This window comes from Gardnerella pickettii (assembly GCF_029226345.1).
In the GTDB taxonomy this organism is placed as follows: Bacteria; Actinomycetota; Actinomycetes; order Actinomycetales; family Bifidobacteriaceae; genus Bifidobacterium; species Bifidobacterium piotii.
In genome coordinates this window covers 289,553-315,438 of record NZ_JAKNCU010000001.1, presented here as the reverse complement: position 1 = coordinate 315,438, position 25,886 = coordinate 289,553, and the positions used below count along the sequence as shown (strand labels likewise).

Genomic DNA, 25,886 nt, shown 5'->3' with positions numbered 1-25,886 from the left:
CAAAAACCGAAAGCAACACACTCAACACTCAAAACCCCGCAACCAACGCCCTAACTCTGGGAAGAAAAGAAAATAATAGCAAACCAGAATTAAAACAAAAGTGCAAGAATCAAGAGCAAAACCAGTGTGGCATTTCCCTACAAAACACCACACCAGTCGTTAAGTGCAAACTCTAAAAGAGCATAAGCACGCACTCACACACTTAGCATAAGTGCGCGCGCAGTGCTTAGTGACGAGCCTTGCGAACAGCAGCACCCATGCCAGCAAGCATGGTGGCAGCCAAAGCGGTCAAAGTTACGCCAACACCAGTACCAGGCAACTTCTTACCGCCATCCTTCTTCTTCTCAACCACAGTGGTCTTAGCACCAGCAGCAGCATTAGCGCCAGCCTGGCCAGCAGCCTGACCTGGCTTAGCAGGAGCAGGGGTCACAACGCCTGGAACACCAGGAAGAGTAGTTGGAACCAATGGGTCAGTAATCTGTGGAAGATCAGCTGGAAGCTTTACACCGTCGCGAACAGCAGCATTGTAAGCAGCCTTGTAGGCTTCCAAAGCATTATTGTAAGCAAGAGAAGCAGCCTCAGCCTCAGACTTAGCCTTACCAAACTCTTTATTAGCCTTCTGGAAATCCTTATCAGCAGCAGTCTGCTCAGCAGAAGCACGATTCTCAGCATCAACTAAAGCATTGTAAGCAGTTGGATCCTTAAGATTCAAACCACTAGCCACAGCATCAGAAACAGCCTTCTGAGCAGCCTTGAAGTTAGCCTGAGCCATCTTCAAAGCAGCCTCAGCCTTCTCCAAAGCCTCAAACTTCTCATCGTAAGTCTTAAGCTTATCAGCCTTATCAGCAGCAGCAGAATCAAGCTTAGACTTAGCACCAGAAACAACAGCAACGTGATGAGCCTTGGAATGAGCAGCCTTATCAGCAGCAGCATCACGAGCTTCCTTATCAGCCTTCTCCTGTGCTACCTTTTCCTTAAGCTCATAATAAGCACGGTTGTACATACCATCCAACTTGGTCTGCTCAGGCTTAAGTGCATTCTCAGCAGTAGTGACAGCATCAGCCTGTTCCTTACCCTTGCCAGCAGTAGTAGCACTATACTGATCACCAAGGGCAGTCTTCATTGCTTCATTCTTAGCCTTAGCCTCTTCAACAGCCTTCTTTAGCGGAGCAACAACACCTTCCTGAGTCTTAATAGCATCATCCAATGCCTTAAGCGACGCGGTATCTTCAGCGTAAATCTGATCAGGAGTCTTAGCAGCATCAGCAGCAAAAGCTGGGGTTGCCATTGCGAAGCCGGCAAGCAAAGTTGCGCCAGCAGCGAAAGCGGCGATAGCCTTCTTATTCATCATTTTATTTCCTTTCTTCTTCTCCCCCACGCGCATGCAGCCAATCCGCAAGCGGCGGGGAAAAATAATCAAACACGCGTTCGCGCATTTCCACCAACGGTTATCCACCGTGTGATGTTGCTATTAACATACCCCCCCCCCGTTTGAAAAAGTCAAGCCTCAGCCACACATGCCAAACCGAAAAAAATGATGTTATACACAAACTAATCCACAATTAAGGCCACTATTGCCGTAAAATTTGTTGATAAACAACACTTAAACCGTAAAAATACGCATTTCAAGGTTTTTGAAGAATTTTCCCAGGTTTTTTTAAGAAAAGGATTTTCGGGTGTGTCGCGTCGCTTGCGAGGCCTAAGCGCTCAGGCAGGTCATGTCGTTCTCGCGTTACAGCGCGCGAACGTCTTCGCCGCATGTAAAGTCCACTGGACTTTACATTTGAGCCAAATCACGCTTTGAATGAGCTTGAAATGCGTTATGCAATTTCAAGTTCAGTCAAAACGCCCATGCAAGTCGATTCGCGACACGCCGCCAGTTTGTACCATACGCAACTCGTATGGTAACGTTTTCGCAAAATAAAAACCATTACCCCACCAATAGTCATATCTTTTCAACGGTGAAAGGAATACTAAAATGTCTACAATCAAACGCGTAGCATACGCAATACTACACAATTACGGAAAAATGAGCCACGAAAGACTAGAACTACTCACATACTACTGTCAAGCACAATACTTATCCACAACAAGCATACAATTATTCCCCAACTCATTCCAAGCATGGAAAAACGGGCCAGTATGCCTAGAACTATTTAACATATGCTACCTAACACAAGACGAAGTAAGCGAAAACAATATTATCTTCAGCCCAATCGAACTATACAAAACATTTAACCGCTCCCAACTACGCGTAGTATACGCCGTTTGCGAAGCGTTAAAAGATTACACTACACAAGACTTAGCCGCCAGAGCGCGCAGTGAACTACCATGGGTTGACGCTAGAAGAGGCGTTGACACTAACAACGCATGCGATACTGAACTATCACATAAAATCATCCACGACTATTATGCGAAAAACCCTGTAATTGCCGAAGGGCGCGCGAACACAAGAAGTAGAAGCGTTGAAAACGCTATACGCCGTCTAAGAGACGCGCATCTTAAAAAATGCAAGCAAGCAGAAAAAGAAAAACTAGAAGCACAAAATCAAGCGCACGCGGTTAATAATCATTGTAAAGAACTCATAGACGCTGAAAACATGGTCATGCGTAAAATCAGCATGCTAAACGAGTTCAAAAACATGTCGGATAATAATATTAAAACTCGAGCACGCATGATAGCTAGAAGCCTAGGAAAACAATTATGCGAATACGAGAAGAACGAGATTAAACGCCAAAACTTTCAACATAACCTAGAAGCAGTAAAACAACAAAACACGACTCAAAACACGAGTACAAACACGACTACAAACAGTGCAAACACTGCAAACAGCACGAACACTACGACTGGTGGAAAAACTACGATAAGCGTAAGCACTACGACTGGCTCTAGCAGCACTAATGCAGCCAGCAAAAACACTGCAACTAACGCAAACGTAGATAAGACTGGTAAAAAAGCTAAAACCAGCACAAACACTATGACTGGCAAAAAAGCTGCAGCCAGCGGAAAAGATGAAGCCAACAGAAATAGTGAATCCAACGGAAAGTCCGCAAAAAGCAAAGATAGTTAACGCATTTTGCGCGACTTTACAGCAGTTCATGATATGTTAAACACTAGAACAACAACAAAAAACGCCACTGTTTTAGCAGTGGCGTTTTTGCGTTTGTGGAGTCGCGGGGAATTGAACCCCGGTCCGGAAACCGTACCCTTGGTCTTCTACGTGCGTAGTCTGCTGGCCATTCGGCAGTTTTTCTGCCCCCATGTTATCGCAGACAATTCATGGCGAGCATATCTACAGTAAAAGTCCCTGAACTACCCTGCAGCTCGGCAATTCAAGCAAGTCTTCTAATGACGTTCAGCACCACTCCGAAGACGTGAGTGGGTGAACGGAGCAGCTGCTCACTGGTTAATCCTGGCGCGAAGCTCAGGCAGCAAGAGCGAACTCAGTGCGATTAGATTTAGCACTTATTCTTTTGCGAAAGGACGTTTACGAGTGGACTTTCGCATTCTCGGCACGCTTCCCCACGGCGAACAGATCACCGTCGAAACCGATCGACCCCTTTTGATTTATCAAACTATCAATTAAATACTGGCATAAAGCCAGAATAATCATTATAAATAAACGTTTTAACAGAGTCAACCTGTTTTAAAATATTGATTTATTCCAGACTCAACTAAAGCTCACCTAGAGCTTATTCCAGACTCACTTACCTTTAGTTTCATCTGTTTTAGCATCACCACTATTGCCTTTAGAAAGCTTCTTCGATTTTTCAACAAATCTTCTATTAACAACAAACGTACAAATTGACGCAACAAACACGCAAATAAATATTGTAACGTTTCTAGCTCTAGCATTTCCAAGACTTTTTACAGCATTAGCATGAAGAGCAACAGCAGATTCCGCATCAACAGCGGTCTCTACTTTTCCGCCACTAACGCTCACAGTTTTAGTGCAATCTTTAGACTCATAAACATTGCAATATTCACCATCTGGCAAGTCGGTTTTATAACTCACTTTTTGCGGCTTTTCCGTGTTGTTAATCGCAAGAAAACCCTTGTTTCCTCGGCTAAACGCAACGTTATTATCGTCATCATCTTGCCAATTAGTAACCTTAGTGCCTCTAACAGCGTTGTAGAACCCAATCATTCCGCGAATCGAAGTTAACCTCTGCGTGCATTGCCATTTAGAATCCTTTGCACAATTCACATCAGGAATCGAAGTCTGCGTAGATCCAGGCGCTCCCTCATCTCGTTTTGTAAACTCATAACCCGAAAACACATTTGGAGTTCCATAAGGATACGCAAGCATAAACGCGTTTGCAAGCTCATACTTTTTGCCATCTTTATACGTCAAAACTCTGTTTGCATTGTCTCGCTCAGTATCCCAATTCGTAACGAAAATCGCAGCTTTTTTGCTTGGAATCAGCTTATCTGTAATATGTTTAAGATTCTCAATAGACCCATAAAAATAGTTTCTAAGCCTATAAGAGTACTCAAATTCGTTCACTTCGCCAGTTTGCAAATATTGGTCTGGCTGAATTCTAGGGTCTTGCTCGGGGAACCCTATTGTTTCTTGCATCCACCAAATCTTATCTGGCGTTGTTCCAGCAGCATCTGCAGCCGCAGCTTTTATGCCCTTTACGTCTTGCGGAGACATGTGTTTTGCTGCATCAACTCTAAACCCAGCCACTCCAAGCTTTAGCATATGCGCAAAGTACTCTCCCAAAGTTTTTTGCACATGAGGATTAGAAGTGTCCAAATCAAGCAGTCCAACAAGTCGATGCGTCCAAACGATTTCTGCTTTTCTATACGTGTTTATATCTTCCGTTGACTTGTGAAAATCGTCTTTTGTATATCCAGCATCTGGGAACGACTGATTTGCAGCATCATACTTGCTTCCGCCAACGCCAAGTGTGTCTTTGTTTGAAAAACCAGTTGTGTGGTTTATTACCGCATCTGCAATAATTCCAACACCCGAAGCTTTGCAAGTTGTAATCATCTTTTTAAACTCGTCTTCTGTGCCAAGTTTTGAATTCAGCTTATAACTTACAGGTTGATAACTTGTCCACCATTGATCGCCCTTAATATGATCTTGCGGAGGAGAAACTTGCACGTATTTTACACCCTCTGGGCCGTACGTTTTTTTGCATTCCTTTGCTATACTTTTCCAATTTTGTTGGAATGCTGTTACGATTACGCCTTTTTGTGTAGTTTTTTGAGATGATTTTGCGCTCTCATTTGCAATCGCTGGGCTGCTTGCGATTACTGCTCCCGCCAAAATCGTAGCAAAACAAGATGTTATAGCCGCAACTCTTGCCAACACAAACTTTAACTTTACAAGCGTCTTTTTATTGAAGCTCGTAAATACTTCTATGTTGCGGATCATCATTGTTCCTTTCTGCAAGAATTGCGGCTTTGCTTTGCTCTTACCTTGTTCTTACTTTGTTCTTTTTAGAGCTAGATTCTACCTCACTATATTAGGCTCATCTATTCCCACTCAATTGTTGCTGGTGGTTTAGATGTAACGTCTAACACAACGCGATTAATCTGACGACATTCGTTTGTGATTCGAGTAGAAATCTTTGCCAACACATCGTAAGGAACTCGCGACCAATCAGCGGTCATAGCATCCTCAGAGCTTACTGGTCGAAGCACAATCGGAGAACCGTATGTGCGCTCGTCTCCTTGAACTCCAACAGAGTGAACATCTGCCAAAAGCACTACTGGGCATTGCCAAATATCGCGATCTAATCCAGCTGCAGAAAGCTCTTCGCGCGCAATAGCGTCTGCCTCTCTAAGCACAGATAAACGCTCGCGAGTAATCTCGCCAACAATGCGAATTCCCAAACCAGGACCTGGGAACGGCTGACGCCACACAATAGCATCTGGAAGCCCAAGCTCCGTACCAATTGCGCGGACCTCATCCTTAAACAGTGTGCGCAAAGGCTCAATAAGCTTAAACTTTAAGTCCTTTGGTAAGCCGCCAACATTGTGATGCGACTTAATATTTGCAGCACCGTCTCCGCCGCCAGACTCAACAACATCTGGGTAAAGCGTGCCTTGTACAAGGAACTTAACTTCTGCTCCAGTTTTACCAGCTTCTTCAATAACTTGACGCTGCGCTTTTTCGAATGTGCGAATAAACTTTTCGCCAATAATCTTGCGCTTGCGCTCTGGCTCACTAACTCCTTTAAGCGCATCTAAAAAGTCGTCTTCTGCATCTACTGCAATAAGCTTGATTCCAGTTGCCTCAACAAAATCGTGCTTAACTTGCTCGACTTCGCCTTTACGAAGAAGACCATGGTCTACAAAAACGCAAGTAAGCTGATCTCCGATTGCTTTATGCACAAGAGCTGCAGCAACAGCGGAATCGACTCCTCCAGAAAGTCCGCAAATAACTTGTGCATCTCCAACTTCTGCGCGAATCTTTGCAACCTGATCTTCTATAATGCTCGAAGGATTCCAATCATTCTCCAACCCTGCACATTCATGCAAGAATGTAGAAATAAGCTTTTGACCTAAAGGCGTATGCTTGACTTCTGGATGCCATTGCACTCCGTAAAGCTTGCGACTTTTGTCTTGCATAGCTGCAACTGGAGCGCCTTGAGTATGAGCAAGCACCTCAAACCCTTCTGGCGCGCTCTTAACTGCCACTCCGTGGCTCATCCAAGTGTTTTGATCTAATGGCGAATTTGCCAGCAATCCTTCTGCTTCATCAATAGTTGCATGCGTTTTTCCGTACTCGCCCAATGCTGCTTTGTCTACAACTCCGCCAAGCTCGTGAGCCATAACTTGGAATCCGTAGCAAATTCCAAGCACTGGAACGCCTGCTTCAAAAATCTTTGTGTCAATTTTTGGCGCTCCTGGCTCATAAACGGAGGCAGGGCCGCCAGAAAGAATTATGGCTTTTGGATCTTTTGCCAGCATCTCCTCTACTGGCATGGAGTGTGGAACAAGCTCCGAATAAACGTTTGCTTCCCTCACTCTTCTAGCGATTAGCTGGGCATATTGGGCACCGAAGTCAACTACAAGTACCGGACCGTTTGCCATGATTCTCCTTATATATAAGAAACACATTTATAGGTGATTCAATTTATACTAATGGCGCTTTTAGACGTTGCGTTGTGCGAAACGCCGTAACTTAACAAATTATAAAAATTGTAAAAATAAACAACCTTGACATAACAAGAAAGTGAACATCAAACATAACATAATTGATACTTTTAAGGTGATTTTTGTTAACACTTTAACACATTTTTTCAACAAATTCGCACGTAGTAACTAATCAAACGCACAAAAGTCAAAAGCTGTTACTATACTGAAAAAGATGGAAAAAGAGGCGAATACATTTGTTTTTTGGCCTCTATAACCAAATGGTAATGATTAAAATCGCACTGAAAAGTGCTTGAGTACAGGAGTACACATGACGAGTCCTGTTATTGGCACCCCTTGGAAGAAGCTTAACGCTCCAGTTTCCGAGGCGGCCATCGAAGGCGTAGACAAGTATTGGCGCGTTGCTAATTACCTCGCTATCGGTCAGATTTATCTTCGCAGCAATCCTCTAATGAAGGAGCCATTCACTCGCGAAGATGTTAAGCATCGTCTAGTCGGCCACTGGGGTACAACTCCAGGCCTTAACTTCCTTATTGGACACATCAACCGCTTTATTGCTGATCACCAGCAGAATACCGTGATTATCATGGGTCCAGGCCACGGCGGCCCAGCTGGTACTGCTCAGTCTTATCTTGACGGTACCTACACTGAGTACTATCCAAAGATCACCAAGGACGAAGCTGGTTTGCAGAAGTTCTTCCGTCAGTTCTCTTACCCAGGCGGCATTCCTTCTCACTTTGCTCCAGAGACCCCAGGTTCCATCCACGAAGGTGGCGAGCTTGGTTACGCTCTCTCCCACGCTTACGGCGCTGTTATGAACAACCCAAGCTTGTTCGTTCCAGCAATCGTTGGCGATGGCGAAGCTGAAACTGGTCCTTTGGCTACTGGTTGGCAGTCCAACAAGCTCGTGAACCCACGTACCGATGGTATCGTGCTTCCAATCTTGCACTTGAACGGCTACAAGATTGCTAACCCAACCATTCTTTCCCGTATTTCCGACGAAGAGCTTCACGAGTTCTTCCACGGCATGGGCTACGAGCCATATGAGTTCGTTGCTGGCTTCGACGACGAGGATCACATGTCCATTCACCGTCGCTTTGCCGATATGTTTGAAACCATCTTCGATGAGATTTGCGATATTAAGGCCGAGGCTCAGACTAACGATGTAACTCGCCCTTACTACCCAATGATCATCTTCCGCACTCCAAAGGGTTGGACTTGCCCGAAGTTCATCGACGGCAAGAAGACCGAAGGTTCTTGGCGTGCACACCAGGTTCCACTGGCTTCCGCTCGCGATACCGAAGCTCACTTCGAGGTTTTGAAGAACTGGATGAAGTCCTACAAGCCTGAAGAGCTCTTCGACGAAAAGGGTGCTGTTAAGGAAGACGTTCTTTCCTTCATGCCAAAGGGCGAACTCCGTATTGGCGAAAATCCAAACGCCAATGGTGGTCGTATTCGCGAAGATCTTAAGCTTCCAAAGCTTGAGGATTACGAAGTCAAGGAAGTTAAGGAATTCGGTCACGGCTGGGGTCAGCTCGAAGCTACCCGTCGTCTTGGTGTTTACACTCGCGACATCATCAAGAACAACCCAGATTCCTTCCGTATCTTCGGCCCAGATGAGACCGCTTCCAACCGTTTGCAGGCTGCTTACGAAGTAACCAACAAGCAGTGGGACGCAGGCTACCTTTCTGGCTTAGTCGACGAGCACATGGCTGTTACTGGCCAGGTTACCGAGCAGCTTTCCGAGCACCAGATGGAAGGCTTCCTCGAGGGCTACTTGCTCACTGGTCGTCACGGCATTTGGAGCTCTTACGAGTCCTTCGTACACGTTATCGACTCCATGTTGAACCAGCACGCAAAGTGGCTTGAGGCTACAGTTCGCGAGATCCCATGGCGTAAGCCAATCTCCTCCGTGAACTTGCTTGTGTCCTCTCACGTATGGCGTCAGGATCACAACGGCTTCTCGCACCAGGATCCAGGCGTAACCTCCGTGCTCTTGAACAAGACCTTCAACAACGATCACGTAATCGGCATCTACTTCCCAGTGGATTCCAACATGTTGCTTGCTGTTGCTGAAAAGTCTTACAAGTCCACCAACATGATTAACGCTATCTTCGCTGGTAAGCAGCCAGCTGCTACTTGGTTGACTCTCGACGAAGCTCGCGAAGAGCTCGAGAAGGGTGCTGCTGAGTGGAAGTGGGCTTCCAACGCTAAGAACAATGACGAAGTTCAGGTTGTTCTTGCTGGTGTTGGCGATGTTCCACAGCAGGAATTGATGGCCGCTGCCGACAAGTTGAACAAGCTTGGCGTTAAGTTCAAGGTTGTTAACGTTGTTGACTTGCTCAAGTTGCAGTCCGCTAAGGAAAATAACGAAGCTTTGACTGACGAAGAGTTCACTGATCTCTTCACTGCAGACAAGCCAGTCCTCTTCGCTTATCACTCCTATGCACATGACGTTCGCGGCTTGATTTACGATCGTCCAAACCACGACAACTTCAACGTTCATGGCTACAAGGAGCAGGGCTCCACCACCACGCCATACGACATGGTTCGCGTGAACGACATGGATCGTTACGAGCTTACCGCTGAAGCATTGCGCATGGTTGATGCCGCTAAGTATGCCGACGAAATCAAGAAGCTCGAGGACTTCCGCCTCGAAGCCTTCCAGTATGCAGTCGACAAGGGTCTTGATCACCCAGACTACACCGATTGGGTATGGCCAGGCGTTAAGACCGACAAGCCAGGCGCGGTTACCGCTACCGCCGCAACCGCTGGCGATAACGAGTAGTTTAAGCTATCAACGCTAAAATTGCTTAGCTGATTTTTAGGGAGTCAATCGAAAGGTTGGCTCCCTAAAAAATTAGTCGAATAAAAAAAAAATTAATAATAAAACACATAAAAATCAAAATTTCCGCTTGTTGTTTTGCAAATAGTCTTAAAATAGCTAAGGATTCTTCGTTCGACATGCAATTTTCAACGTTGAAATACGAAGAATAGTAAAAACGAAAATGCGAAGCAAAATAAAAATGCAACGCAAAATAGAATAAACACAGACGCATCAAAGGAGAAAAGTCGTGTCGTTAGTTAACGTAACTATTATTAGCGCAGATTGCGCGCAAAGTCGCAATGTTGTAGCACTAGGAGTTACAAAAGCTCTCTCTAGCCATTATTCAACAACTGTTTTTAGACCATCTGCAAAGCATGATGACGCGTTTACAAGCGAATTGATAGCCGCAAGCAACACAAAACCAACGCTAGAACAGGCAATCGCAGCATGCCCATGCGCAGTTCGTAAAAACAAAGACACACTAAGAGGAGACATTGTAGCTAGTTACAACGAGCTGATTAGCGCAACAAACGCTCAAGGATGCGTTATTGTAGCAAGCGATTCCACTTCCGTATTTGACCCAGACTTATTTAGATTTGATGCATCTGTTGCAGCAGACTTAGCTTCCCCAGTGTTCTTAAGCGTTTGCGCAGAAGGCAGAGATAGCAAGCAAATCTTGCAAACAATCGAAGCACAATGCGCAAGCGTTAGCAAAGAATACACAAAAGTATTTGGCGTATTTGTAACTGATTGCAAAGAAGACTTAGCAAAAGAATTAAAAGAAGACTATGCTCAAAGCAATAATGGCACTCCACTTTGGACTTTGCCTTCTATAAGCGAATCAGAGTTTAATAAATTCAGCGACTACGTTGAAAACGAAGAACTCATTAGCGCTTTGCAACAGCCATTTGCCGCTCCTACTACCCCATACGCCTTCCAATACAGCCTGCTTGGAAAAGCTAAAGCAAATAAGAAAACAATTGTGCTTCCAGAAGGCGAAGAAGACCGCATTCTAAAAGCAGCTGATTATTTGCTAGAGCGGGACATTGTAAACCTCATTATTGTTGGAGAACGCGAATCTATTCTTGCAAGAGCACAAGAGCTTGGATTAAAGTCCCTTAACAAAGCAAGCTTCCAGTCTATGAGCGACGAGGCTGTTCTTAGCAAGATGATTAGCAAGCTTTGCGAATTGCGCGCAAAGAAAGGCATGACCGAAGAGCAAGCTAGAGAACAGATTAAAGACGCAAGCTATTTTGGCACAATGCTAGTAGTACTTGGATTAGCAGACGGACTTGTTTCTGGCTCTGTTAACTCAACAGCAAATACTGTGCGCCCTGCTCTTCAAGTTATTAAAACTAAGCCTGGATCTAAGCTTGTTTCTGGCGCATTCATTATGTGCTTTAAGGATCATGTGGCAGTATTTGCAGATTGCGCAATCAACCTTAATCCAGACGCGCAACAGCTTGCAGATATTGCTCTTCAATCCGCACAAACTGCTAAAGCTTTTGGCTTAGATCCTAAGGTTGGCATGCTATCTTACTCCACTCTTGGATCTGGAAAAGGCCAAGACGTTGATCTTGTAGAAGAAGCAACAAAGATTGTAAAAGAAAGCGACCCAGACTTAAAGGTTGTTGGATCTATTCAGTTTGACGCTGCGTGGTCCGAAACTGTTGCTGCGTCCAAAGCTAAAGGCAATGATGTAGCAGGCCACGTAAATGTGTTTGTGTTCCCAGACTTATGTGCTGGAAACATTGGATACAAGGCCGTTCAGCGCTCCAGCGGCGCTTTAGCTGTTGGACCAATCCTGCAAGGTTTAAACAAGCCTGTTAACGACTTGTCTAGAGGAGCGTTGGTTCAAGATATTATCAACACTGTTGCTCTTACAGCATTGGAAGCGCAGTTTTAATAATCGCAAGCAATAATATCAAGCAATAATTTAATAATTGCAAGTTCTTACAATGATTTGCAAATGTAATAATAAGTAAATACAAAAGCATTTATTGGCATTCATTGTAGGAACTTGCATGTACACTTAAACATGGCAATTTACTAGCCTTATCAACACTTTATGGAGGATGCCCTCATGGCAAAAACCGTTCTTGTTATCAATTCTGGTTCTAGTTCTATTAAGTACCAGCTCGTCGATTTGGAAAGCGGCGAAGGTATTGCATCTGGTATTGTAGAAAAAATTGGCGAACCAGTTGACGGACACTACAAGCACGTATTCAATGGCGAAAAGCATGAGTTTGACGAGCCAGTGCACGATCACGAGCAAGGCTTAAAGCGCGTACTCGGTTTCTTCGAGGAATATGGTCCAAATCTTTCCAAGTCTGGAATCGTAGCTGTTGGACACCGCGTTGTTCAGGGTGGCTTAACATTCCCTAAGCCTGCATTAGCGAACAAAAAGACCATTAATAAGGTGAAGGATTTGGCTGTTTTGGCTCCACTTCACAACGGCCCAGAAGCTGTTGGCGCTGAAGTTATGACTGAACTTTTGCCAGATGTTCCACAAATTATGGTGTTTGACTCTTCGTTCTTCCACGATTTGCCACAGGTTGCTGCGACTTACGCATTGAACAAAGATATTGCAAACCAGTACCACATTCGTCGCTATGGCGCTCACGGCACTTCCCACGAATACATTGGCTCTGTAGTTCCAAGCGTTGTTGGAAAGCCTGCAGAAGGCTTAAAGCAGATTGTTTTGCACATTGGTAATGGCGCTTCTGCTTCTGCTCAGGTTTCTGGCAAGCCAATTGAAACTTCTATGGGCTTAACGCCTCTCGAAGGTTTAATGATGGGCGGCCGCACTGGAGATATTGACCCAGCTGTAGTGTTCCACCTTATTCGCAACGCTCACATGAACGTAGACGAGCTTGATACGCTCTTTAACAAGCGTTCTGGCATGATGGGCATGACTGGCCACGGCGATTTGCGCGATATTCATAAGCTCATCGCAGAAGGCGACGAAGACGCTAAGCTTGCTCTTGGCGTGTACGTTCACCGCATTGTTGGCTACATTGGCAACTACACAGCTCAAATGGGCGGCGTGGACGTTATCACATTCACCGCTGGCGTTGGCGAAAACGACGAGATTGTTCGCGCTCTTGTATGCGAAAAGCTTGCTCCATTCGGCGTTAAGCTCGATAAAGAGAAGAACTTGGTTCGTTCTAAGGAGCCACGCATTATTTCCACTCCAGATAGCTCTGTGATTATTGCTGTAATCCCAACTAACGAAGAGTTGGCAATCGCTCGAAAGTCTGCACAAATCGCAGAAGCTGGAGTCGATTCTTACGGCAACAAGTTTGAGCGCTAAATCGTAGTGTAAAACAACGTAACGTAAAAACGTAACACATAAATAATCCCGGGTTAAAAAAACTCGGGATTATTTGTTATTTAGGCTCACTATTCAAGCTAACTATTCAAGCTCACTATTCGAGCATCTTATTCCACATACCAGGAAAATCAGGAATCGTTTTGCGCGTAGTGGCAATATTTTTTACGCTTATATTAGATATACGAAGACCTAACATTGATGCAAAAGTTGCCATTCTGTGATCCGCATAAGTCTCCATCACTTCCCCATGCATATTTTTGCTAGGAATAATACGAATTCCATCATCTAGCTCATCAGCACCTATTCCAACGCGATTTAGTTCCGTAACTATTGCACTCAAGCGATTCGTTTCGTGGCCTCTTAAATGCGCAATACCGTGCAACTCGCTTACACCATCTGCAAACGCAAGAATCGCAGCAATACTTGGCGCAACCTCGCCAGCAGCAGCCAAATCAAGCGACTTAATTGCACGAATTATGCCGCTACTAGTTACGCACAATGTTGAAGAATCTGCGCTAGAATGCTCAAAAACAATTTTTGCGCCCATTTGCTCAAGAATCCCAGGCAATAATCCGCCAGGCTGAGTTGTTTTAAGCGGCCAATTAGGAATTTTAACGCATCCGCCAGCAATCAACGCTGCTCCAATAAAAGGCGCTGCGTTAGAAAGATCTGGCTCTACAACAACTTCATCTGGCAAAATCAAATCATGTTCTTTAACACGCCATACTCCGCTTTCTGGCATATCTACTACTCCGCCAGCTTTGCTCACATCTTCCATTGTCATTTGAATATGAGGCATACTAGGCAATTTGCTTCCAATATGCTCGATTTGTAATCCTCCTGGAATTCGAGATGCAATTAGCAGAAGCGCAGAGATAAATTGAGACGATGACGAAGAGTCGATACGAATAACGCGATTATTGCAAGAATTTTGAGCACTATTTACATCATATGATTCAAGATTTTTGGGCGGAATAACGCTAAATGGTAAGAATCCGACTTTTCCGTGATATACGATTTTTGCGCCCAACTGCTCCAATCCATCTAGAACAGGCTTCATTGGACGAGCATACGCTTGCTCATCTCCATCAAATTTCACACAATTATTTGCAAACAACGCTAAAGCTGTTACAAAACGCATAACTGTTCCAGCCAAGCCACAATTAACAACCGCACAATCATCTACGCTAAAAACGCCATTTTTGGGCGGAATAACACAAACTGTTGTGCCGTCGCGGCTTAGCAAATCGCATTTAACTCCAAATACGCTTAGCGCGTTAATCATAAGTTCCGTATCTCTTGATCTCAGCAATCCCTTTAGAACAACTGGCTTTTTACCAAGAGCTGCCAAAATCAAGTATCGATTAGACAATGATTTGCTTCCAGGAATATTCACTGTTGCATTCAAAGGAGTATTGCATGATGGAGCTTGCCAAACATCATCATGATTATAAGAATTCATTATTCCGCTCATATTATGAATACTATCTATGAATATGTACGCATTGCAATTTTCAAAATGATTTACATATGAATAAACGCATTATGCCAATATCCTGTTTGTATCGAAGCATATAAAGCAATAGTAGGAACAGCAATGCAAATTGCATAAAATATCCAATCGTATGCTGTTAACTTCGATTTTCGTGCTGGAACGCGTTTAATACTACTTCCAAAAGCCCTAGCTTCCATAGCTGTAGCAAGTTTCGTGCCTCTGCGAATAGATAACACAAGCAAGCCAAAAGATTGCGAAAGCATGCGCTGTAACGCTTTACCATCCGATATACCACGAGACCTTCGAGCTAAACCAAAAGCACGCCAATCATTTTGTAATAGACTAAACATTCTCAATCCAGCTAATGCTCCGTACACAAATCGTGGAGAAAAATGCAAAATCTGCACTAAGCCGTCTGCTAAATCAGTTGGATCTAATCCAATAGCTAATATAACGCCTGGAACTGCTACAGATGCAACACGAACAAAGGTACAAATTGCCAAATATAATGATCCTTGACTTATATGCATCCAGCCAAACTTAAATATATCATCTCCAGAACTTTGGCCATATAAGAGCACCGATATAAAGCTACCCGAAGCAGCAATCCAAACTGGCCAAGTATGGCGTAAAACATACCAAGGAGTTACTCCAGCAATTGCAAATAACAGTATATCTAAACCAAATGCAATAGAAGCAGAAACAATATCTAATGTAACAAACATAGGCAAGCAGAGTAATAACGCTCCAATAAAACGACTTATTGGATTAAGCTTACGAATAAACCAAGAAGGCGAAACTAGTCGTTCACTTTCTAAACGTTTAGAAGACGCTGTTACATCAATATGAGAAACTTTTAGTAAACTTTCAAAATCTTTAACTTGAATACTAGACGATTCTTCTGCACTACTAGTTTTATTCACTTCTACTCATTCCCTTCACTATAGTTATGAGCGGACACTGCGATTTTTTCGTGACTCAACTCTTATTACTCTGGCATCTAAAGACTTTACAAGCTCATCATCGTGAGTAACAACGATCACCGCTGAGCCACTATCGCGTATTTGCGCAATAAGTTTTACCATTGCTGTCCAAGTTCTAAAATCTTGCCCAAAAGTAGGCTCATCCATAATAACAACACGCGGAGCGGCAGCTAAAAGCGTAGCTACAGAAAGTCTACGTTTTTCTCCTCCAGATAATGTATAAGGATTAGCAAGAGCAAAACGCTTCAAATCCATACGTTCAAGCATGCTATCGGCAATATCGTAAGCTTCCTTTTCGCTTTTTCCTTGCTTTTTAGGGCCTACAGCAACTTCGTCTCTTACAGAAGATGTTATAAATTGATGTTCTGGCTCCTGAAACACCATGCCAACTCGCCCTAGCAATTCTTGACTTTTCCAAGTAAAAAGATTATTTTTACGTCGTTTTGGAACATACTTTTCCATCATGCACACACTGCCAGCAATTGGTTTTAATAATCCTGCAAGCGTTAACGCTAGCGTGGTTTTACCAGCACCATTAGGCCCCATTAAAGCCGTTACTTCGCCAAAACGAAAAGCTACATTAACATGTTCTGCTAGTGGCAGAGTTCTTCCAAAAGAGCAATCATTAGTATAGAGCGCAACAGATTCTTCCGCATCTTTGATTTCGCTATTGATTTCGCTATTGATTTCGCTATCGCAACGTTTAGGTGCAAAAGATTCAACTGTTCTTCCTGGAACCCAAGCACCACCTTTTGCGAGCATATCGCCATATTTTTCAAAAACATCCTCAGGCTTACCGTCTGCAATAACGCATCCTACATTTGCATCATTATTATTTTCGTTTTTTCCAATAACAATAACTCTATCAATCAAATCCAGCCACACATCAATATGATGTTCAACTACAATCATTGTAGAACCTGTTTTTTTAAGAATATTCGCCACAGCATCATGAACTTGCTGGACACCTTTAGGATCTAGATTAGCTGTAGGCTCATCTAAAAGCAGCAATCCAGGATGCATTGCAAGCACTCCTGCTAAAGCAAGACGTTGCCTTTGGCCTCCCGATAAAGATTGTGTTGAGCGTCTAAGACCCTGACTTCCTTGAGTAATATTGTCTAAACCAACAGCTTTTAGCGAAAGCTTTACGCGGTTCCAAGTCTCTTCGCTATTAACTCCAAGATTCTCACTTCCAAAAGCTACGTCGTCGCCTACTCTTTCAAGAATGATTTGAGAATCTGGATCTTGCATAACAAGTCCAACTTTTCCGCGAGCGTCTCTAGCATGAACACCACCGATTAGAAGGCTACCTTCTTCCATACCTTCTGTTTCATCACCTAAAACACCCGCTAAACCAGCCATAAACGTGCTTTTCCCAGCGCCAGAAGCACCTAAAAGCAACACATGCTCGCCAGGCTTAATATCAATATTTACATTCCTCAACACAAAATCTTTGCGCGTAGCGTGTCTCCAACCCCAGTCTTTAGCAACTACGCTCGCTGGAGTCCACTCGTTTTTATCAACAAATTGCATACAAACAAACTTTCATTGCATAGCAAAATCTAAAAATAGCAAAATCTAAAAATCTAAAAATTGCATAACACAATTTCAAAAAATATAAAACATAAAACAAGTACAAAATATAAGCATCATACGAGTAAACTACCGTGTTTTTGCATTTTGAGCATTAAACACGATAGTTTACAAGTTGCAATTAGTATTTAGATATAACTCACACTAATGCTTGAGGACGGCCCGATTCAAAACGATCAAGCACACCAGTTGCAGCTAATGCCTTTTGAACAAGCCACACAACAATACCTGCAACAATAAGGCCAGAAATAATAGAAGTAATGAGATTTGCAATAACATATTGAGCATTCCAGCCTTGACCGCCGCTAACCCAATTGTAGATAAAGCAAGCTACGCCTGCTAACGATCCAGATATTGCAGTGGAAAGCAAATTCCATGTTTTGTACATAAAGAAAATGAATGCGAGTTCAGCGCCAACGCCTTGAATAATACCGACGATTAACGATCCGCCAACACCCCACTGATTTCCTAGCATAAGTTCCACAAAAGCAGCAAGCGTTTCGGCAAACAATGCAGCGCCAGGCTTACGCACGATTATTGCAGCTAAAGGTCCAGCAAAAAGCCAAAAACCATTAGATAAACCTTCAGCACCAGGCAATAAGCTTGCAAAAAGATTAGTAGGAGCTGCGCACACAATATCCCAAGCCCAGAATAATACGCCAGATGCAACAGCGATAATAGCAGCTATGACGATATCAAGAATACGCCAGCGATTAGAATGTTCCATTGAAACATTAGTCATAATAAGTGCCTTTCTTCAATATTGAAAGATTTGGGCACGGGAAAAGAGCGACATCCGTTGCTAACATTACTTAGCACACGTTCAATCGGTCGAAGCTTTCGCTTCCTCTCAGCCAGAAACGGCTCCCGAGTCAAATATTTATAATCACAGTGTAAGAATGTAATGCAAATAATACATCAAAAACTTACCTACACAAGAATACACATAGAGTGCTTTTTTGTATAGTAGATGTTCAAAAAACAAGCAGATATAAAAAAGTCGGGGTGACAGGATTCGAACCTGCGACATCCTGCTCCCAAAGCAGGCGCGCTACCAAACTGCGCTACACCCCGATGCTTTCTAGCTGATTACCAGCTCCAAGCACAATCAAATACAATAGCGCACATTGCAGACAAACGCAAATTTGCAACACGCGCGATAGAATAGAACAAGCATTGAAAAATAGGAAACGGATTTTAGAGGTTCATATGGGGCGTTTTCAACGTGCAGAAGCAGCTGGATTAATCGCTTTTCTAGCGTGCGCATTATTTGGCATGATTGTAATGTCTATATACATAAACACAATGCCAGCAATATGGCAAGTTACACAACGCTTGTTTACAATGGCGTCTGGAGTGGTTGCCGCTTGCAGCATGTGCACTTTTGTAGTCGGATATTTAAGAACACACAAAGGAATACTTAAAAAGAATTGGTTGCAAATCGCAAAACACGCTTTTGAAATAATCGCGCTTTCTACGATTTATGGCGCAACAATGCTACTTATGTCTTTTGCTCTTCTTTCTATAATCAATAGCATTATTGGAAGAAGTGCCGTAAACACTTATCTTCCTGTTCTTTGTTGCGCATTAAGCGGAATTGTTGGATACGCAACTCTTGTACAAGCAGAACTTTTAGAAGCAAAAACCGTTGCTTCGCTTCTTCCACTATTTGTGATTTCTGGAGCTGCAACTGCTGGATTAACTTCCGACGACCCGTATTGGTACAACAATAACTTCTCTCAACTAGGAGACAGAACAACGTTTGCAGCAAGCATGTTTAATGCAACGCTAATTCTAGCTGGAATATGCATTATTATTACAAGCTACTTTGCTATAACCGAGTTTGTTGCAACACAGCACGAAATCTTGCAAAATAAGGGCACTAACACTACAAAGCATTTTAAGACTCGAACAACCATTATGGCAGCTTTGCTAATTCTTGGAGGAATAGCGTTTATTGGGATTGGAACGTTCCGCTATACTCCTCACCCAGTTATACACGATTTATGTGCTAGAGGTGTTACTGGTCTTATTTGCACAATGCTTATATGCCTTCCATGGCTTGCCCCTAGGCTTTCTAAAACATTCTACGTTGCTTCGGATTTAGCTGTTATTCTTACTGCTTGGGTTGGAAATCAATGGGTTCACGGTAATAACACTTTAACAAATGTAGAAGCTTTGTCTTGTTTACTATTTTTAGGGTGGATAATAGTGTTTTCAAGGCAAGTCGCAGCTATGCAAAGCGACCGTTTAAGGTCTTAAGTCAAATCTTAAATAATGTATTAAATAATGTATTAAATAATGCATTAAATCAAGATATTAAATCAAGATATTAAAAATGTGACCTACAACCAGCTAAAATCAGCAAAATCATAGGTCACAATTAATTAATTTGCTTATATTATTCTTAATATTATTCTTGCTTCTCACTCATAAGAAGAAGGAAACTTCTTGATTGAGCAACAATATTAAAACCAGATTCGTAATGCAATTGCGGACCTTTTGGATTATGAGTGTCTACAACAAGAGTCCACTTTTCGCCATAACGCTTATCTGGCAAAGTGAAAGTTATAGGCTCGTAATGCGCGTTGAAAATAAGAATAAAGTCATTATCGACCATTCTACTTCCGTACCAATCGGTTTCTGGAATATCTGAACCATTCAAATAAATCATCACCGAAAGCGCATGAGTATTACTCCAAGCTTCCATATCCATTACGGAACCCGTGTGATCAAACCACTCTACTTGCGGAATCTCTGAAGCATCATCCGAAGGCATACGACCAATAAAGAATCTACGCCTATGCAAAACAGGGTGATCTAGTCTTAAATGAATAAGCTTAGAAACAAAGTCAAACATATCTTTTTGAGTGGAATCAAAATCCCAATTAATCCAAGAAATAGAATTATCTTGGCAATATGCGTTGTTGTTTCCATTTTGAGTACGCATAATCTCGTCTCCAGCGCAAATCATAGGAATGCCCTGGCTCATTAGCAAAGTGGAGAAAAGATTTCGCATTTGACGCTGACGAAGTTCGTTAACATCGTGAATATTTGTAGGGCCTTCTACTCCGCAATTCCACGAACGATTGTCGTTAGCACCGTCGTTATTACCTTCTTTATTAGCCTCATTATGCTTTTCGTTATAGCTCACCAAATCGTTCATAGTAAAGCCGTCGTGAGCAGTAATAAAGTTTACAGAAGCTACAGGCTTACGGCCATTTTGCTCATATAAATCGGAGCTTCCCATAAGTCGGCTTGCAAACTCTGGCAAAGTCGAAGGCTGCGAGCGCCAAAAATCGCGTACGCAATCACGGTATCGACCATTCCACTCGGACCAGCTTGGAGGGAATCCGCCAACTTGGTATCCGCCAACGCCAATATCCCAAGGCTCTGCAATAAGTTTTACGCTAGAAATAATAGGGTCTTGCTCAATAATGTCGAAGAATGCAGAGAGCTTATCTACTTCTTGGAATTGACGAGCAAGCGTTGCTGCCAAGTCGAATCTAAATCCGTCTACGTGCATTTCGGTTACCCAATATCGCAAGCTATCTGTGATTAATCGCAAGGCTTTAGGAGATCGCATAAGAAGCGAGTTTCCTGTGCCAGTAGTGTCAAAATAATGACGCTGATCGTTGTCTACTAAGCGATAGTAAGCACGATTGTCGATTCCCCTAAAGCTTAAGGTTGGACCTCTATCGTTTCCTTCTGCAGTGTGATTGTAAACAACGTCTAGAATAACTTCCATTCCTGCAGCATGATATGCCTTAACCATTGCCTTAAACTCGTTTACTTGCTCGCCGCGCTGACCAGAGCTTGAATACGAGTTTTGAGGAGCAAAGAAGCCAATCGTGTTATATCCCCAATAGTTGCTTAAGCCTTTATTTTGTAAGAAAGAATCGTTTACAAATTGATGAATAGGCATAAGCTCAATGGCAGTAATTCCAAGCTTTTTTAAGTAAGATATTACGCTTGGATGAGCTAATCCAGCATACGTTCCGCGGATTTCGGGAGGAACATTACGATTTAGATTCGTCATTCCTCTAACATGAGCTTCGTAAATCACGCTATCGTGATAAGGAATCATTGGGTGCTGGTCGTTTCCCCAATCAAAATATGGGTTTATAACAGCAGCTTTCATAGTGTGATCTGCAGAATCCAAAGTGTTCATTGCTGCTAAATCATCTGGATTTGCAAACCAATAAGAAAACAGGCTCTCGTCGCCGTCAATATTTCCCTCAATCGCTTTAGCATATGGGTCTAAAAGCAGCTTGTTTGGATTACACCACAACCCATGATTTGGATCATACGGACCGTGAACTCTATAGCCGTATCTTTGGCCTGGCTGTATTCCAGATATGTAGGTATGCCAAACGTAAGAATTCTGCTCAGTCATATCGATGCGCGTTTCGTTGTCTTGCTCGTCAAACAAGCACAACTCAACATGCTTTGCTACTTCGGAAAACAATGCGAAGTTTACGCCCGCGCCATCGTAGGTAGCTCCAAGCGGATACATAGAACCTGGTCTAATTTGCATAATTCAAGTATTGCATATATTTATATAGTTTTCATCAATACATAAGGCGATTCTTAAAAAAGATTAAACTTTTGCATAATGCAAGCTTTTTTAGAAAATAAAAAAATCCTTTATTAAACAGTATGATTTTTCCCTAGATTAAAGGCAACACGCCGAAGTATAGCCTTTAACCACATTGCTCTAAAAAGCTAGAAAAAAGATTTTGAGCTTGATGAAATTGCATCATGATAAACGAAGAAGACATGATATTAGATATACAACAAGAAAATATACAACAAGAAGAACTGCTAAGCCGCGTAGCAAAAGTCGAAGAACAACTATGCGACTTTTCAATACCAAATAAAACAATAGGCAGCCTTGGCGAAGAATACACGTCACTAAAACTAATGCTTAAAAATTGGATTTTGCTAGATAGAAATTGGCATAGTCGTTTTGGAGAGCTTGATGTTGTAATGATGAATACAGAAGGAATAATCGTATTTATTGAAGTAAAAACACGACGAAGCACAAGATTTGGCACTCCTTTAGAAGCAGTAACAGAAGAAAAACGCATAAAAACGCATAAAGCTGCATTTAATTGGCTAGAAAATCACAAAATGTTTAAGCATAGAAGAATACGATTCGACGTTGTATCAATCCTTATTTCCAAAAACAAAAACATTCAAATACACCACATTTTAGGAGCATTCTAATGATTATTGGAAACGCATTATCTGTAGGACTACTTGGGTTAAAGGCCTTTACAATACAATTGCAAGCATTTATATCTAGCGGCCTGCCTGGATTCTCAATTATTGGCCTTCCCGATACTTCTTTAAGTGAAGCAAGGGAACGAGTTAAATCAGCATATATGTCTTTGCGATGCGAATGGCCAGACACAAGACTAACAGTAAATCTTTCGCCTGCATCTATGCCAAAAAGTGGAGCATCTTACGACCTTGCAATCGCAGCAAGCATACTAAGCGCCAGAGGAATTATTCCACTTAGCGAGCTAGAAAACACTATTATTTTAGGCGAGCTTAATTTAGACGGATCCGTTTTACCAATTCAAGGAATGCTGCCAATCGCACTATACGCTAAGCAAAAAAATATTACAAAAATGATTATTCCATACGGAAATCTTGCAGAAGCAAAGCTAGTAAATGGGATTGAAGCAATTGGCATTAAGCATATTTTGGATTTAGTAGACGAGCTAAATGGAAAATTAGAAGACGAAGCTAGGCCGATTGCTGAAAAGAACAGAGAACGCGCACTAAATGCGATTAACAAGTACGACCACATTAGAGTAGAAGAAAGAGAAAAAGCTGGCGATTTGCGCAATGCTAATAGCAACGCAATTAAATGCCCGAGCAAAAACATCGCAGATAGCGTTGAGCCTGTAAATAACGATAAACCATTAAACGAAATTGGTGACATGTCGGAAGTATTAGGCCAAGAGCACACAAAATGGGCTTTGCAAGTGGCGGCAGCTGGAGGACACCATGTTATGATGATAGGCCCTCCTGGGTCTGGAAAAACAATGCTAGCTTCTAGAATGCCGAGCATAATGTGCCCTCTTAACGAGCGAGAGCAGCTAGAAGTGGCATCTATTAGGTCGCTTTGCGGAACACTTCCCTACTACGGAATAACGGACGTTCCGCCTTTTGAAGCACCTCATCACACTTCTTCTGCAGCATCTCTTATAGGAGGCGGCGCAGGTTTAGCCAAGCCTGGAATCATAACTCGCGCGCATTGTGGAGTTTTATTTATGGACGAAGCTCCAGAATTTTCGCCACGAGTTTTGCAAACACTTAGAGAACCATTGGAATCTGGTCATATTGCTGTTTCTAGATCTAAAGGAACAACGCTATATCCTGCTAAATTCCAACTCGTTATAGCAGCAAACCCGTGCCCATGCGGATATGCGTACGGAAACGGAGAGCGATGCACTTGCAAAGAGAAGGAACGCATACGCTATTTTTCTAGACTTTCTGGACCAATTTTAGACAGGATTGATATTCAAATGGATGTTCCACCAGTAGAAAAAATCATAACCAGAAAAGCCATGTTAGAAAACGGCGCAAGTCAAATGTCGGAAAAGATTTTGACTAGCGCAATGATGCGTGAAAATGTAAAGAACGCAAGACTTGTTGCACAAGATCGTTTTAAGAAACTTGGTTGGAGTTGCAACGCTCAAGCTTCTGGAACGTGGCTTAGAAAATACACATCTCAAAAAGCGATTGAGCTTATAAATAAGTCTCTTGAAAACCACAAGTTGAGTTTACGCGGCGCAGATAGAGCACTTAGACTTGCTTGGACTTTGGCAGATCTTTGTGGTCGCACTTGCCCAGATTTAACCGATATGGCTCAAGCAATTAGCTTAAGGACAAGAATATGATTAGTACAGATAATGCAAATAATGCAAATGCTGTAAATATAGCCAATTCAGCAAATATAACAAACACGCAAACAAGTGATATTTATGCAATAAATGACGATACTTTAGCGCGAGCAATACTAACGTTTTGCGTAGATGGAGCAGACGCAATAATGTACACGCTTACTATAGGAACTGTTAATGCTACAAGCATTGTAGATGCACTATATTCTATTTGCGAATCAATCACTAAAAACACAAGCAAAATAAGCAATAAACAATTAGAGCTTGATTTTCCAACAAATAGTCATCAAAAAGATTCGAGCGAAAATAAACAGCAAGAATGCAATACCGATTCAAGCACAAACGATTTAGACAATGTGCTTACAAACATTATAAAAAATCACCCACAAATCAAAGTTTTAGAAAAATGCTTTTTGGAAGGTCTTAAAATTTGGGGCGGTAAAAGTGCAAACAATAAAAACGAAGTAAATAATTTTGCTGTATTGCATAAATCTGTTAAAAAATGGTGCCTACGAATGAAAAAACTACCTTTTTGGGATGCAAACAAACTCAAAAAATGGTTTAGCTCAAGCGGATCGCAATGGATTATATCTCCAAAAAGCAAGTATTGGCCTAAACAATTACAAGATTTAGCAACAAAATGCAAAGTTGCTCCCCCACTTTGCTTATGGGGAATTGGAGACCCAAACGCTCTTATTCAATGCAAACAACCACTTGCAATCGTTGGATCTAGAGGATGCAATGACTACGGGTACGAGCTTAGCTTTACTTTCGCAAAATCGTGCGCTAAAAAAGGGCACACAATTGTTTCTGGCGGAGCTTACGGAATTGACGCTGCAGCACATTGGGGAACACTAGATGCATTGGATTGCCATGCAATAAACGCAAGCCCTGTAGGCAAAACAATAGTCGTTTTTGCTGGAGGACTAAACAATATGGGACCAAGCAGCAATGCTCAACTTTTTAACGCAATACTTGCAAGCGGAGGCGCATACATAAGCGAACTTTGCCCAGAAACTATTCCAGAAGCACGCAGATTCTTGTTAAGAAACCGCCTTATTGCAGCACTTGCAAGCAAAGTCATAGTTTCTCAAGCTAGATTAAGGTCGGGAGCGTTAAACACAGCAAATTGGGCATTGGAACTAAACCGAGAATTGTATGCAGTTCCTGGAGATGTAACTTTGCCAAATAATGCTGGATGCAACATGCTTATTCATGACGGAAAAGCTATGATGATATGCTCACACCGAGATATAGAAGACATCTACCCTAATTCACATCATTATTTACCACATTCACTAAGTAACAACGAAAGCATTCCAGACACTTGCAATGATTTACAAAAGCTTATATTAAAAGCGATTCACAAGTGCAAGCACAACAAAGTATGTGCAAATATAGACAATATTCATGAAGTTATTGCAAAATCAGAAACAAATGGCGATTTTTCAATATCGCAAATATCAGGAGAGCTTGCGATTCTTGAGCTAGATGGATTAATCAAAAGTCAAAATGGCGTTTTTAGCATAAATCGAAAAAAGACTTAAGTCTAAAGTCTTAAATAAAAAATCCTAGGCCTTAAGTCTTAAATAAAAAGTCCTAAAGTCTTAAATAAAATACAAAA

16 protein-coding genes, 1 tRNA gene, 1 other RNA gene and 1 pseudogene are annotated in these 25,886 nt (G+C 42.4%); 9 read left to right on the top strand and 10 right to left on the bottom strand.

Features of this window, described 5'->3' with window-relative positions; translation table 11 throughout:
- Positions 1 to 226 precede the first annotated feature (226 nt).
- Entirely contained in the window at positions 227 to 1,351 is a 1,125-nt protein-coding gene (locus MAF46_RS01175; RefSeq protein ID WP_230953872.1) for a hypothetical protein, read from the bottom strand.
- A gap of 627 nt (positions 1,352 to 1,978) precedes the next feature.
- Here MAF46_RS01175 and MAF46_RS01170 point away from each other — a divergent pair.
- Complete coding sequence (locus MAF46_RS01170; protein WP_060785536.1) at positions 1,979 to 3,070, top strand: Panacea domain-containing protein; 1,092 nt, start codon at positions 1,979 to 1,981, stop codon at positions 3,068 to 3,070.
- Between the two features lie 93 nt (positions 3,071 to 3,163).
- Here the strand turns inward: MAF46_RS01170 and ssrA are convergent.
- The 3 genes from ssrA to guaA all read right to left on the bottom strand — a co-directional run bounded on the left by ssrA (position 3,164) and on the right by guaA (position 7,050).
- Positions 3,164 to 3,560: a transfer-messenger RNA gene (ssrA, locus tag MAF46_RS01165) on the bottom strand.
- A 143-nt stretch (positions 3,561 to 3,703) separates the two neighbouring features.
- Positions 3,704 to 5,386: an alpha-amylase gene (locus MAF46_RS01160; protein WP_060785537.1), complete on the bottom strand. Its 1,683-nt coding sequence runs from the start codon at positions 5,384 to 5,386 to the stop codon at positions 3,704 to 3,706.
- 101 nt (positions 5,387 to 5,487) lie between these two features.
- Positions 5,488 to 7,050, bottom strand: coding sequence for a glutamine-hydrolyzing GMP synthase (gene guaA, locus MAF46_RS01155; protein ID WP_060785538.1), 1,563 nt, complete (start codon positions 7,048 to 7,050; stop codon positions 5,488 to 5,490).
- A 373-nt stretch (positions 7,051 to 7,423) separates the two neighbouring features.
- Here guaA and MAF46_RS01150 point away from each other — a divergent pair, with 373 nt between their 5' ends.
- The 3 genes from MAF46_RS01150 to MAF46_RS01140 all read left to right on the top strand — a co-directional run bounded on the left by MAF46_RS01150 (position 7,424) and on the right by MAF46_RS01140 (position 13,253).
- Positions 7,424 to 9,901 (top strand): phosphoketolase, encoded by a 2,478-nt coding sequence (locus MAF46_RS01150; RefSeq protein ID WP_060785539.1) that lies wholly within the window; start codon positions 7,424 to 7,426, stop codon positions 9,899 to 9,901.
- 286 nt (positions 9,902 to 10,187) lie between these two features.
- A complete protein-coding gene (gene pta, locus MAF46_RS01145; RefSeq protein ID WP_060785540.1) occupies positions 10,188 to 11,846 on the top strand; it encodes a phosphate acetyltransferase in 1,659 nt (552 codons plus the stop codon).
- Positions 11,847 to 12,023: 177 nt separating this feature from the next.
- Entirely contained in the window at positions 12,024 to 13,253 is a 1,230-nt protein-coding gene (locus MAF46_RS01140; protein WP_060785541.1) for an acetate/propionate family kinase, read from the top strand.
- A 115-nt stretch (positions 13,254 to 13,368) separates the two neighbouring features.
- On the opposite strand, the gene aroA is transcribed toward MAF46_RS01140, so the two are convergent.
- The 5 genes from aroA to MAF46_RS01115 form a co-directional block, all read right to left on the bottom strand.
- Positions 13,369 to 14,736 carry a 3-phosphoshikimate 1-carboxyvinyltransferase gene (gene aroA, locus MAF46_RS01135; RefSeq protein WP_060785542.1) on the bottom strand — a complete coding sequence of 456 codons (1,368 nt, stop codon included), beginning with the start codon at positions 14,734 to 14,736 and terminating at the stop codon, positions 13,369 to 13,371.
- A gap of 62 nt (positions 14,737 to 14,798) precedes the next feature.
- The gene (locus tag MAF46_RS01130; protein WP_004132515.1) at positions 14,799 to 15,692 is read right to left on the bottom strand and encodes an energy-coupling factor transporter transmembrane component T family protein; all 894 of its coding nucleotides are present in this window, start codon (positions 15,690 to 15,692) and stop codon (positions 14,799 to 14,801) included.
- Positions 15,693 to 15,716: 24 nt separating this feature from the next.
- Positions 15,717 to 17,285, bottom strand: a complete 1,569-nt coding sequence (locus MAF46_RS01125; RefSeq protein WP_004130235.1) for an ABC transporter ATP-binding protein — start codon at positions 17,283 to 17,285, stop codon at positions 15,717 to 15,719.
- Positions 17,286 to 17,484: 199 nt separating this feature from the next.
- Positions 17,485 to 18,087 carry an ECF transporter S component gene (locus MAF46_RS01120; protein ID WP_004130237.1) on the bottom strand — a complete coding sequence of 201 codons (603 nt, stop codon included), beginning with the start codon at positions 18,085 to 18,087 and terminating at the stop codon, positions 17,485 to 17,487.
- 258 nt (positions 18,088 to 18,345) lie between these two features.
- Positions 18,346 to 18,419 (bottom strand) — tRNA-Pro (locus MAF46_RS01115).
- A 135-nt stretch (positions 18,420 to 18,554) separates the two neighbouring features.
- Here MAF46_RS01115 and MAF46_RS01110 point away from each other — a divergent pair.
- Positions 18,555 to 19,607, top strand: coding sequence for a hypothetical protein (locus MAF46_RS01110; protein ID WP_020758097.1), 1,053 nt, complete (start codon positions 18,555 to 18,557; stop codon positions 19,605 to 19,607).
- 151 nt (positions 19,608 to 19,758) lie between these two features.
- Here MAF46_RS01110 and glgX read toward each other — a convergent pair whose 3' ends face one another.
- The gene (glgX, locus tag MAF46_RS01105; protein ID WP_032835868.1) at positions 19,759 to 21,882 is read right to left on the bottom strand and encodes a glycogen debranching protein GlgX; all 2,124 of its coding nucleotides are present in this window, start codon (positions 21,880 to 21,882) and stop codon (positions 19,759 to 19,761) included.
- Between the two features lie 224 nt (positions 21,883 to 22,106).
- Here glgX and MAF46_RS01100 point away from each other — a divergent pair, with 224 nt between their 5' ends.
- From MAF46_RS01100 to MAF46_RS01090, 4 genes and pseudogenes are all read left to right on the top strand, one after another.
- The gene (locus MAF46_RS01100) at positions 22,107 to 22,574 is read left to right on the top strand and encodes a YraN family protein (protein ID WP_060785543.1); all 468 of its coding nucleotides are present in this window, start codon (positions 22,107 to 22,109) and stop codon (positions 22,572 to 22,574) included.
- A pseudogene (locus tag MAF46_RS01095) lies at positions 22,574 to 23,911 on the top strand (YifB family Mg chelatase-like AAA ATPase); the annotation flags it as partial. The gene MAF46_RS01100 and the pseudogene MAF46_RS01095, both read left to right, overlap by 1 nt.
- A complete protein-coding gene (locus MAF46_RS06040; protein ID WP_420843128.1) occupies positions 23,885 to 24,259 on the top strand; it encodes a magnesium chelatase subunit ChlI family protein in 375 nt (124 codons plus the stop codon). The pseudogene MAF46_RS01095 and the gene MAF46_RS06040, both read left to right, overlap by 27 nt.
- A complete protein-coding gene (locus MAF46_RS01090; protein ID WP_060785545.1) occupies positions 24,256 to 25,809 on the top strand; it encodes a DNA-processing protein DprA in 1,554 nt (517 codons plus the stop codon). The genes MAF46_RS06040 and MAF46_RS01090 overlap by 4 nt, the downstream gene beginning before the upstream one ends.
- Positions 25,810 to 25,886 lie beyond the last annotated feature (77 nt).

Coding starts and splice junctions, on each gene's coding strand:
- MAF46_RS01175 (WP_230953872.1), bottom strand. CDS start 1,351: ATGATGAATAAGAAGGCTATCGCCGCTTTCGCTGCTGGCGCAACTTTG.
- MAF46_RS01170 (WP_060785536.1), top strand. CDS start 1,979: ATGTCTACAATCAAACGCGTAGCATACGCAATACTACACAATTACGGA.
- MAF46_RS01160 (WP_060785537.1), bottom strand. CDS start 5,386: ATGATCCGCAACATAGAAGTATTTACGAGCTTCAATAAAAAGACGCTT.
- guaA (WP_060785538.1), bottom strand. CDS start 7,050: ATGGCAAACGGTCCGGTACTTGTAGTTGACTTCGGTGCCCAATATGCC.
- MAF46_RS01150 (WP_060785539.1), top strand. CDS start 7,424: ATGACGAGTCCTGTTATTGGCACCCCTTGGAAGAAGCTTAACGCTCCA.
- MAF46_RS01140 (WP_060785541.1), top strand. CDS start 12,024: ATGGCAAAAACCGTTCTTGTTATCAATTCTGGTTCTAGTTCTATTAAG.
- aroA (WP_060785542.1), bottom strand. CDS start 14,736: ATGAATTCTTATAATCATGATGATGTTTGGCAAGCTCCATCATGCAAT.
- MAF46_RS01125 (WP_004130235.1), bottom strand. CDS start 17,285: ATGCAATTTGTTGATAAAAACGAGTGGACTCCAGCGAGCGTAGTTGCT.
- MAF46_RS01120 (WP_004130237.1), bottom strand. CDS start 18,087: ATGACTAATGTTTCAATGGAACATTCTAATCGCTGGCGTATTCTTGAT.
- MAF46_RS01110 (WP_020758097.1), top strand. CDS start 18,555: ATGGGGCGTTTTCAACGTGCAGAAGCAGCTGGATTAATCGCTTTTCTA.
- glgX (WP_032835868.1), bottom strand. CDS start 21,882: ATGCAAATTAGACCAGGTTCTATGTATCCGCTTGGAGCTACCTACGAT.
- MAF46_RS01100 (WP_060785543.1), top strand. CDS start 22,107: ATGATAAACGAAGAAGACATGATATTAGATATACAACAAGAAAATATA.
- MAF46_RS06040 (WP_420843128.1), top strand. CDS start 23,885: ATGGATGTTCCACCAGTAGAAAAAATCATAACCAGAAAAGCCATGTTA.
- MAF46_RS01090 (WP_060785545.1), top strand. CDS start 24,256: ATGATTAGTACAGATAATGCAAATAATGCAAATGCTGTAAATATAGCC.